A 7,437-nucleotide genomic window follows, 5' to 3' on the forward strand; every position below is an offset into this window, starting at 1 on the left:
CCTGCGGGCACCTGGGTGGGAGCGCAGCGTTGCGGAGCGACGCTGCGTCGCTCCGCAACGCAGGTCCAAGGACGGCATTCCCCACCCGGCTGAAGGCCGGGCGTCCCCTGCCGAGAACAGGGATGGGCGAACCGACCGGCAGGACGGCACTGGTGACCGGCGCCTCGCGAGGCATCGGACGGGGCCGCCGCACTGCGCCTGGCGCCGAAGGCGCATACGTTGCCGCGCTGGAAGGCGACTCCACCGAGGCGGAAAACCTCAACCGGCAGGCACTCGAGCGCCTGGACGCCCGCTGGGTCACAAGCATCGACAACCGGGTGCGTACGCTCGCCGGCCCCGCCCGTGTCGCCGAGGCACACGGCGACCGGCCCACGGCCCGGCTGCGCTACCGGCAAGCCGCCGAAGCGGCGACCGTACCCGGCACCAGTGCCCCGGCCGTCCTGCACCTGCTGGGCCTGCCGGAGCCGGCCCGCGAGGCGGTCCACCGCGCCCGAACCCCGCACGAGCACCACTGTCGTACTCGGCCTGCCTCCCTCCCGCACGGTGGTGCCGGCACCACCCCCGTCCACGCCCCAGACCCATGGCCGCCCTCCCCCCGGCCGGGAGATGCTCGATGCACCGGCCGCAACACCGGGCCGGACCCACAGAGCGAGAACCCGCCGAGAGGAGAAGGCCATGCGTGTCGTACCGGGTGAGGGAGTGACCAGCACCGCTCTGGCGAACGGTCAGATCGCCCTGCGGGCGAAGGGCCGCACCGAAGGATTCCGCTGCACGCCCCTCGCCGCCACCATGTGGTTCGCCCTGCGTCACAACGACGGCTTCGTGGACCTCGCCGTCGACACACTGGCGCACCTGTGGGACACCGACCGCACCAAGGTCCGTACGGTGATGGACGCTTGGTCCCGCGAACTGATCACCGACGGCTGGCTCCAGCCGGCCCTCTAAGCCGCGGTGAGCTGCGGGCGCACCCGGTCCACAAGCGTGGCGAGGAACCGGTCGGGGTGCGTGTACGCCGCGAAGTGCGCGGCGTCCCCGACCAGTTCGAAGTGCTTCACGGGCGCCTCGACGTCGTCGAAGAAACGCCGGGCCCGACCGGGCGGAGTGACCAGGTCGTGCGCCCCCTGGAAGAGGAAGAACGGCACCTCGAATCGCGTACCGTCCGCCCAGTCGTCGAAGACGGCGGTGTCGGGAAAGATCCGCGCCGACAGCTTCATGCCCTGGAAGAACGCGGGCAGGTCGGGCAGCGAGTGCAGCGGCGAGAACCACAGCGACGGCAGCACCACCGACTTCAGCGCGGCGAAGCTCTCCGGGTTCGTGGCCATCACGAAGCGGTGGTAGAGGGCGTGCTGCTCCGCGCTCCAGACGCGCGGATCGGGACCCATGGCCTCAACGGCGGCGACCTGCTTGCTGCGGCCCGCGGCCCGCAGCCGCTCCAGCAGGTCCTTGTACGGGGATCCGTCGCGGCCCGCGTCGTACACGTTCTGGTCGATCCGTTACTTCGATCCTCAATGGATCTCGGCAATCCGGGCATTTCGGCCCGGATGGTCCGTCACATCACCAAAGCGTGAGGGCTTCGGCTTGAGTACGGTCTCCCGTTTCCGTCTGCCGCTGGTGCGGCAGGTTTGCGCCACCTGCCCGCCCCGTCCCCGTCTTGCGGCGGGGACGGGTGATGCGGGTCTTCTGGTCGGCTCCACGGGGCTTGGACACCTTGGTGGTGTCCTGGTCTCCGGCTACTCCGGTACCAGTCGTACAGGCTGCCGCGAGAGCGGCGAGGTTGCGGGCCGCGTTGTCGTCCCGGTCGAGTACCAGGCCGCAGGCGTCGCATTCGTAGGTCCGGACGTGCAGCGGCAGCTTGGCTTTCACTGTGCCACACCCGGAACAGGTCTTGGAGGAGGGGAAGAAGCGGTCGGCGGCCACGATGCGGCAGCCGTTGCGGCGGGTCTTGTAGGCGAGTTGGCGGCGGATCTCGCCGAATCCGGCATCGGCGATCCTGCGCGCGAGGCGCCGGTTTCGGAGCATCCCGGCGACGTTGAGGTCTTCGACCACGACCGTGCCGTACTCGGCCGTCACGGCGGCGGTGAGCTTGTGCAGGGCGTCGGCGCGGAGGTTCGCGACCCGGTGGTGCACCTTGTTGCGGCGGGCGTTGGCCTTCTCCCACCGCTTCGACGCTTTCTGGCCGGTCCTGCGGTCGGGGCCCTGACGGCGGGACACGGCGCGGGAGGCCCGGCGCAGCCGCTTCAGCGCACCGTCGAGGTGCTTCGGGTTGGAGACGGTGCGGATCTCCCCGTGGCTGTCGGCCATCACCGCGAGGGTTTTCACTCCAAGATCAATGCCGACGGCGGTGTCCGGGCGGGCGACGCGGGTGATCTCCCGGGCAACTTCGACCTGGAAGGCGACGAACCACCGGCCGCGCTCATGCCGGACGGTCGCGGACAGGATGCGTGCCGTGCCTGCGGTGATGCGGTCGCGGAGGCTGTCGGCCCGCTCGTGCACCCGCATGGTGCCGAGTCGGGGCAGGGTGACGTGACGGCCGTCCTGCTCGACGCGGATCGTGCCGGTGGTGAACCGGCAGGCAAGGCGCGCCTTCCGCTTCGGCTTGAACCGGGGCGTCCCGACCTTCTTGCCGCGCCGCTTGCCCTGCTTGGACTTGGCGTAGTTGTCGAACGCGGCGGCGGCGTTGGCCAGGCCGGTGTTGTATGCCTCTTTGGAGTTCTCCTCCCACCAGTTCGCGAACCGCGCATCGGTGGTCTTGATGGCGTTGAACGCCTTCCTGAGGGCGGGCAGCGACCACCGCCGCCACTGCGTCAGCATGGTCTCGGGGACGCCGTAGGTTTCCTCCGCCGTGCGCTGCCACCACGAGGCGGTCACCCAGCCGACCGCCCAGTTGTACGCGGCGCGCGCCGCACCGCAGTGCGAGCGCAACGCGGCTTCCTGGGTGGCATTCGGGTCGAGCGCGTACCGGTACGCCTGCACCACGAAACCCGGCTGCGGCTGGAACTTCTTCACTCGGCGGCCTCGCCCATCGCCACGGCCACCGCGCGGGCGGCGCGGTTCTTCGCCGCTCGGCGCCCGTACAGGCGCGCGCACATCGACGTCAGCACATCAGTGATGTCGCGCACCAGGTCGTCGGCGGTCTCGGCGGGGTCCAGGACGACCAGACGCCGACCGGACGCCGACAGGACAGCTTCGAGATGCTCGACGCCGAACCGGGCCAGCCGGTCAGGGTGCTCGACCACGATCACGGCCGCGCCCGGGTCGGACAGGAGCCGGTGCAGTTTGCGGCGGCGCCCGTTGAGGCCGGATCCGATCTCGGTGACGACCTCGGCGACCGGCAGGCCCAGCGCGGTCGCGCCCTGGACGACGCGGGACACCTGCCGGTCGAGATCGGTCTTCTGGTCGGCGGACGAGACGCGGCAGTACGCCACGACCTTGCCTGACGGTTCCGTCGCAGGCTCGGCGATCAGCCACGTACCGGACGGCGTCTGGACGACCGGGACCGGCATACGGCCCTCTTTCGCCCAGGTCCACGCGGTCTGGTAGTGCACGCCATTGCGTGCCGCCCACTCGGAAAGCTTCACGAGATCACGATACACGCTGAGAAAGGCTGATACTCACTGATGAATAATGGAGCAGTTCGAACCCCTCCAACGAGCCTCGTCAGCCTCTGGCCAGGTCTGTCCCGACCGGGTGACCATCCGGTTCGCGAGGCACGGGCGCGGGCTGGCCGGCCAGGGCGGTGTTCTTCCCCGAACACCCTGACACGGCAACCCAGGCAGCCGCATGAGCGGTGCGGCCCGCCCCCGGCGGAACGCCGGTGGCGGCGCGGGGGAGAGCCTGGTGGTCGGCTCTGGTCGACCCTCCCGGCCATGCTCGGCCTGTGACTCGCGCGCCCGGTACCGAGGTGAAGTACCGCTCCCGGAAACCGTGTTCACCGCCGATCCGCCCGCCACCCGGGGAGGACGTCCCGGATCATGCCCGCGCCCGCACCACAGCCTCGTCGACCCACCCCCGGCCACCCGCTCCGCAAACCCTGCACCCACCACAGAATGGCCCCGCACCACTCACCTATCCACGCGCCGATACACCCCAGAACACCGCCCCTACGGCTCACGGCACAACCGACGCCCCGAGACTCTGGAGACCCTGAGAGACACGGCCACGGTCCGCGAGACGGAGCAACCGCTGAACGCACACAAGTCGGACACCAGCAAAGACCTGCATGCTGACGGAGGTCGACGCCTCTCTCACTGCCGGGGCGCGTCCATCTGTGAGACCAAGGACTGACAGGAGCCGACTTCCCATGCTTGTTGAAACCAGCGTGCCGTCCGGTGTGAAGGACGTCCGCCGTCTGGACCGGGTGATCATCCGGTTTGCGGGGGATTCGGGTGACGGTATGCAGCTCACCGGTGACCGGTTCACGTCCGAGACGGCGTCGTTCGGCAACGACCTGTCGACGCTGCCGAATTTCCCGGCGGAGATCCGGGCTCCTGCCGGGACGTTGCCGGGGGTGTCGTCGTTCCAGTTGCATTTCGCGGATCACGACATCCTCACGCCCGGTGACGCGCCGAACGTGCTGGTGGCGATGAACCCGGCGGCGTTGAAGGCGAACGTCGGGGATCTGCCGCGGGGTGCGGAGATCATCGTGAACACGGACGAGTTCACGAAGCGGGCGTTGCAGAAGGTGGGGTATGCCGCCAGTCCCCTCGATGACGGGTCGCTGGACGGGTACGGGCTGCATCCGGTGCCGTTGACGACGTTGACGGTGCAGGCGCTCAAGGAGTTCGACCTCAGTCGTAAGGAGGCCGAGCGCAGCAAGAACATGTTCGCGCTGGGTCTGCTGTCGTGGATGTACCACCGGCCGACGGAGGGCACGGAGAAGTTCCTGCGGACGAAGTTCGCGGGGAAGCCGGCGATCGCGGAGGCGAACCTGGCGGCGTTCCGGGCGGGCTGGAACTTCGGCGAGACGACGGAGGAATTCGCGGTCTCCTACGAGGTGGCGCCGGCAGCGAAGGCGTTCCCGATGGGGACGTACCGGAACATCTCGGGGAACCTGGCGCTGGCCTACGGGCTGGTGACGGCGTCGCGGCAGGCGGATCTACCGCTGTTCCTGGGCTCGTATCCGATCACCCCGGCATCCGACATCCTGCACGAGCTGAGCAAGCACAAGAACTTCGGCGTGCGGACCTTCCAGGCCGAGGACGAGATCGCCGGGATCGGGGCGTCCCTCGGTGCGGCCTTCGGCGGTTCGCTGGCGGTGACGACGACGTCGGGGCCGGGTGTGGCGCTGAAGTCGGAGACGGTCGCGCTGGCGGTGTCGCTGGAGTTGCCGCTGCTGATCATCGACATCCAGCGCGGCGGCCCCTCCACCGGTCTGCCGACCAAGACCGAGCAGGCGGACCTGCTGCAGGCCATGTTCGGCCGCAATGGCGAGGCCCCGGTGCCGGTGATCGCGCCGCGCACCCCCGCCGACTGCTTCGACGCGGCGCTGGAGGCGGCGCGGATCGCGCTCACCTACCGCACGCCCGTGATGCTGCTGTCGGACGGCTACCTGGCCAACGGCTCCGAGCCGTGGCGGATCCCGGATCTGGAGGAACTGCCGGACCTGCGGGTGCAGTTCGCGCAGGGCCCGAACCACACCCTCGACGACGGCACCGAGGTCTTCTGGCCGTACAAGCGCGACCCGCAGACCCTGGCCCGCCCCTGGGCCATCCCGGGCACCCCGGGCCTGGAGCACCGGATCGGCGGGATCGAGAAGGAGGACGGCACGGGGAACATCTCCTACGACCCGGCCAACCACGACTTCATGGTCCGCACCCGGCAGGCCAAGATCGACGGCATCGAGGTTCCGGACGTGGAGGTCGACGACCCGGACGAGGCGGGCACGCTGGTGCTGGGCTGGGGGTCCACCTACGGCCCCATCACCGCCGCCGTACGCCGTCTGCGCACCGCGGGAGAGTCCATCGCGCAGGCCCATCTGCGCCACATCAACCCGTTCCCGCGCAACCTGGGCGATGTCCTCACCCGCTACGACAAGGTGGTGATTCCCGAGATGAACCTCGGTCAGCTCGCCACATTGATCCGGGCGAAGTACCTGGTCGACGCCAACTCCTACAACCAGGTGAACGGTACGCCGTTCAAGGCCGAGCAACTCGCCACCGTGCTGAGGGAGATCACCCATGCCTCTTGAAGCCCTCTCCCTCGTGCCGAAGGCGGAGGCCCGGCAGTCCATGAAGGACTTCAAGTCGGATCAGGAGGTGCGCTGGTGCCCGGGCTGTGGTGACTACGCGATCCTGGCCGCGGTGCAGGGCTTCATGCCCGAGCTGGGCCTGGCGAAGGAGAACATCGTCTTCGTCTCGGGCATCGGCTGCTCCTCCCGTTTCCCGTACTACATGAACACCTACGGGATGCACTCCATCCACGGCCGCGCGCCGGCGATCGCGACGGGCCTGGCGACCACCCGACGTGACCTGTCCGTGTGGGTCGTCACGGGCGACGGGGACGCGCTGTCGATCGGCGGCAACCACCTCATCCACGCCCTGCGCCGCAACGTCAACCTGAAGATCCTGCTGTTCAACAACCGGATCTACGGCCTGACCAAGGGCCAGTACTCCCCCACCTCCGAAGTCGGCAAGATCACCAAGTCGACGCCGATGGGCTCGCTGGACTCGCCCTTCAACCCGGTGTCCCTCGCCATCGGCGCCGAAGCCTCCTTCGTGGCCCGCACCGTCGACTCCGACCGGGGGCACCTCACCGAGGTACTGCGCCAGGCCGCCGCCCACCCGGGCACCGCGCTGGTGGAGATCTACCAGAACTGCAACATCTTCAACGACGGCGCCTTCGAAGTCCTCAAGGACAAGCAGCAGGCCGAGGAAGCCGTCATCCGCCTCCAGCATGGACAGCCGATCACCTTCGGCGGTGGGGGCACCTCCCACTCGAGCGAATCCGAGAGTGGGGGAGGCTCCAAGGGCGTCGTACGGGATCCCGCCACCGGCGACCTGACAGTGGTCCCGGTGACGGACGAGAACCGGGACCAGATCCTGGTCCACGACGCCCACTCCGCCTCCCCCACCACCGCCTTCGCCCTCTCCCGGCTCGCCGACCCCGACACCCTGCACCACACTCCCATCGGCGTCTTCCGCAGCGTCGAACGCCCCGTCTACGACACACAGATGGCCGACCAGGTCGACACCGCCATCGAACAGAACGGGAAGGGTGACCTGGCCACACTGCTGACCGGGGGCGACACCTGGACCGTCGTCGGCTGACGCCGGCCCTCGCCGCAAGGGCGGGGTTCCTAACTGCTGCGGGTTTCGTCATCGAATCTCAGCGTTTTTCAACTTCGGTTGCAGCTCGGGGTGTTGTCGGTGGCGGTCGGTAGGCTGATGGGGTGATCGTTACGCATGCCTACCGATTCGCTTTGGACCCGACGCCTGGTCA

At 69.0% G+C, this 7,437-nt stretch carries 7 protein-coding genes; 4 read left to right on the forward strand and 3 right to left on the reverse strand.

Annotated elements, in window-relative coordinates; all coding sequences use genetic code 11:
- Window positions 1-122: 122 nt before the first annotated feature.
- Both ACFYXB_RS45150 and ACFYXB_RS45155 read left to right on the forward strand, forming a co-directional pair.
- Complete coding sequence (locus tag ACFYXB_RS45150; protein ID WP_389591282.1) at window positions 123-695, forward strand: hypothetical protein; 573 nt, start codon at window positions 123-125, stop codon at window positions 693-695.
- On the forward strand, window positions 676-945 hold the full coding sequence (locus tag ACFYXB_RS45155; RefSeq protein WP_389591284.1) for a PqqD family protein: 270 nt from the start codon (window positions 676-678) through the stop codon (window positions 943-945). The genes ACFYXB_RS45150 and ACFYXB_RS45155 overlap by 20 nt, the downstream gene beginning before the upstream one ends.
- Here the strand turns inward: ACFYXB_RS45155 and ACFYXB_RS45160 are convergent.
- The 3 genes from ACFYXB_RS45160 to ACFYXB_RS45170 all read right to left on the reverse strand — a co-directional run bounded on the left by ACFYXB_RS45160 (window position 942) and on the right by ACFYXB_RS45170 (window position 3,578).
- Window positions 942-1,478 (reverse strand): alpha/beta fold hydrolase, encoded by a 537-nt coding sequence (locus tag ACFYXB_RS45160; RefSeq protein WP_389591286.1) that lies wholly within the window; start codon window positions 1,476-1,478, stop codon window positions 942-944. The two genes, ACFYXB_RS45155 and ACFYXB_RS45160, sit on opposite strands and share 4 nt — an antisense overlap.
- A 76-nt stretch (window positions 1,479-1,554) precedes the next feature.
- A complete protein-coding gene (gene tnpB, locus ACFYXB_RS45165; RefSeq protein WP_389591288.1) occupies window positions 1,555-3,006 on the reverse strand; it encodes an IS607 family element RNA-guided endonuclease TnpB in 1,452 nt (483 codons plus the stop codon).
- A complete protein-coding gene (locus ACFYXB_RS45170) occupies window positions 3,003-3,578 on the reverse strand; it encodes an IS607 family transposase (RefSeq protein WP_389591289.1) in 576 nt (191 codons plus the stop codon). Before ACFYXB_RS45170 ends, tnpB begins: the two co-directional genes overlap by 4 nt.
- 722 nt (window positions 3,579-4,300) lie before the next feature.
- Between ACFYXB_RS45170 and ACFYXB_RS45175 the strand changes: the two genes are divergently transcribed.
- Window positions 4,301-6,187 carry a 2-oxoacid:acceptor oxidoreductase subunit alpha gene (locus tag ACFYXB_RS45175; protein ID WP_389591290.1) on the forward strand — a complete coding sequence of 629 codons (1,887 nt, stop codon included), beginning with the start codon at window positions 4,301-4,303 and terminating at the stop codon, window positions 6,185-6,187.
- Window positions 6,177-7,265, forward strand: a complete 1,089-nt coding sequence (locus ACFYXB_RS45180) for a 2-oxoacid:ferredoxin oxidoreductase subunit beta (protein ID WP_389591292.1) — start codon at window positions 6,177-6,179, stop codon at window positions 7,263-7,265. Before ACFYXB_RS45175 ends, ACFYXB_RS45180 begins: the two co-directional genes overlap by 11 nt.
- Window positions 7,266-7,437: the final 172 nt, after the last annotated feature.

Origin of the sequence: Streptomyces sp. NPDC002619 (assembly GCF_042889305.1) — a bacterium.
GTDB lineage: Bacteria > Actinomycetota > Actinomycetes > Streptomycetales > Streptomycetaceae > Streptomyces.

Coding starts and splice junctions, on each gene's coding strand:
- ACFYXB_RS45175 (WP_389591290.1), top strand. CDS start 4,301: ATGCTTGTTGAAACCAGCGTGCCGTCCGGTGTGAAGGACGTCCGCCGT.
- ACFYXB_RS45155 (WP_389591284.1), top strand. CDS start 676: ATGCGTGTCGTACCGGGTGAGGGAGTGACCAGCACCGCTCTGGCGAAC.
- ACFYXB_RS45180 (WP_389591292.1), top strand. CDS start 6,177: ATGCCTCTTGAAGCCCTCTCCCTCGTGCCGAAGGCGGAGGCCCGGCAG.
- ACFYXB_RS45150 (WP_389591282.1), top strand. CDS start 123: ATGGGCGAACCGACCGGCAGGACGGCACTGGTGACCGGCGCCTCGCGA.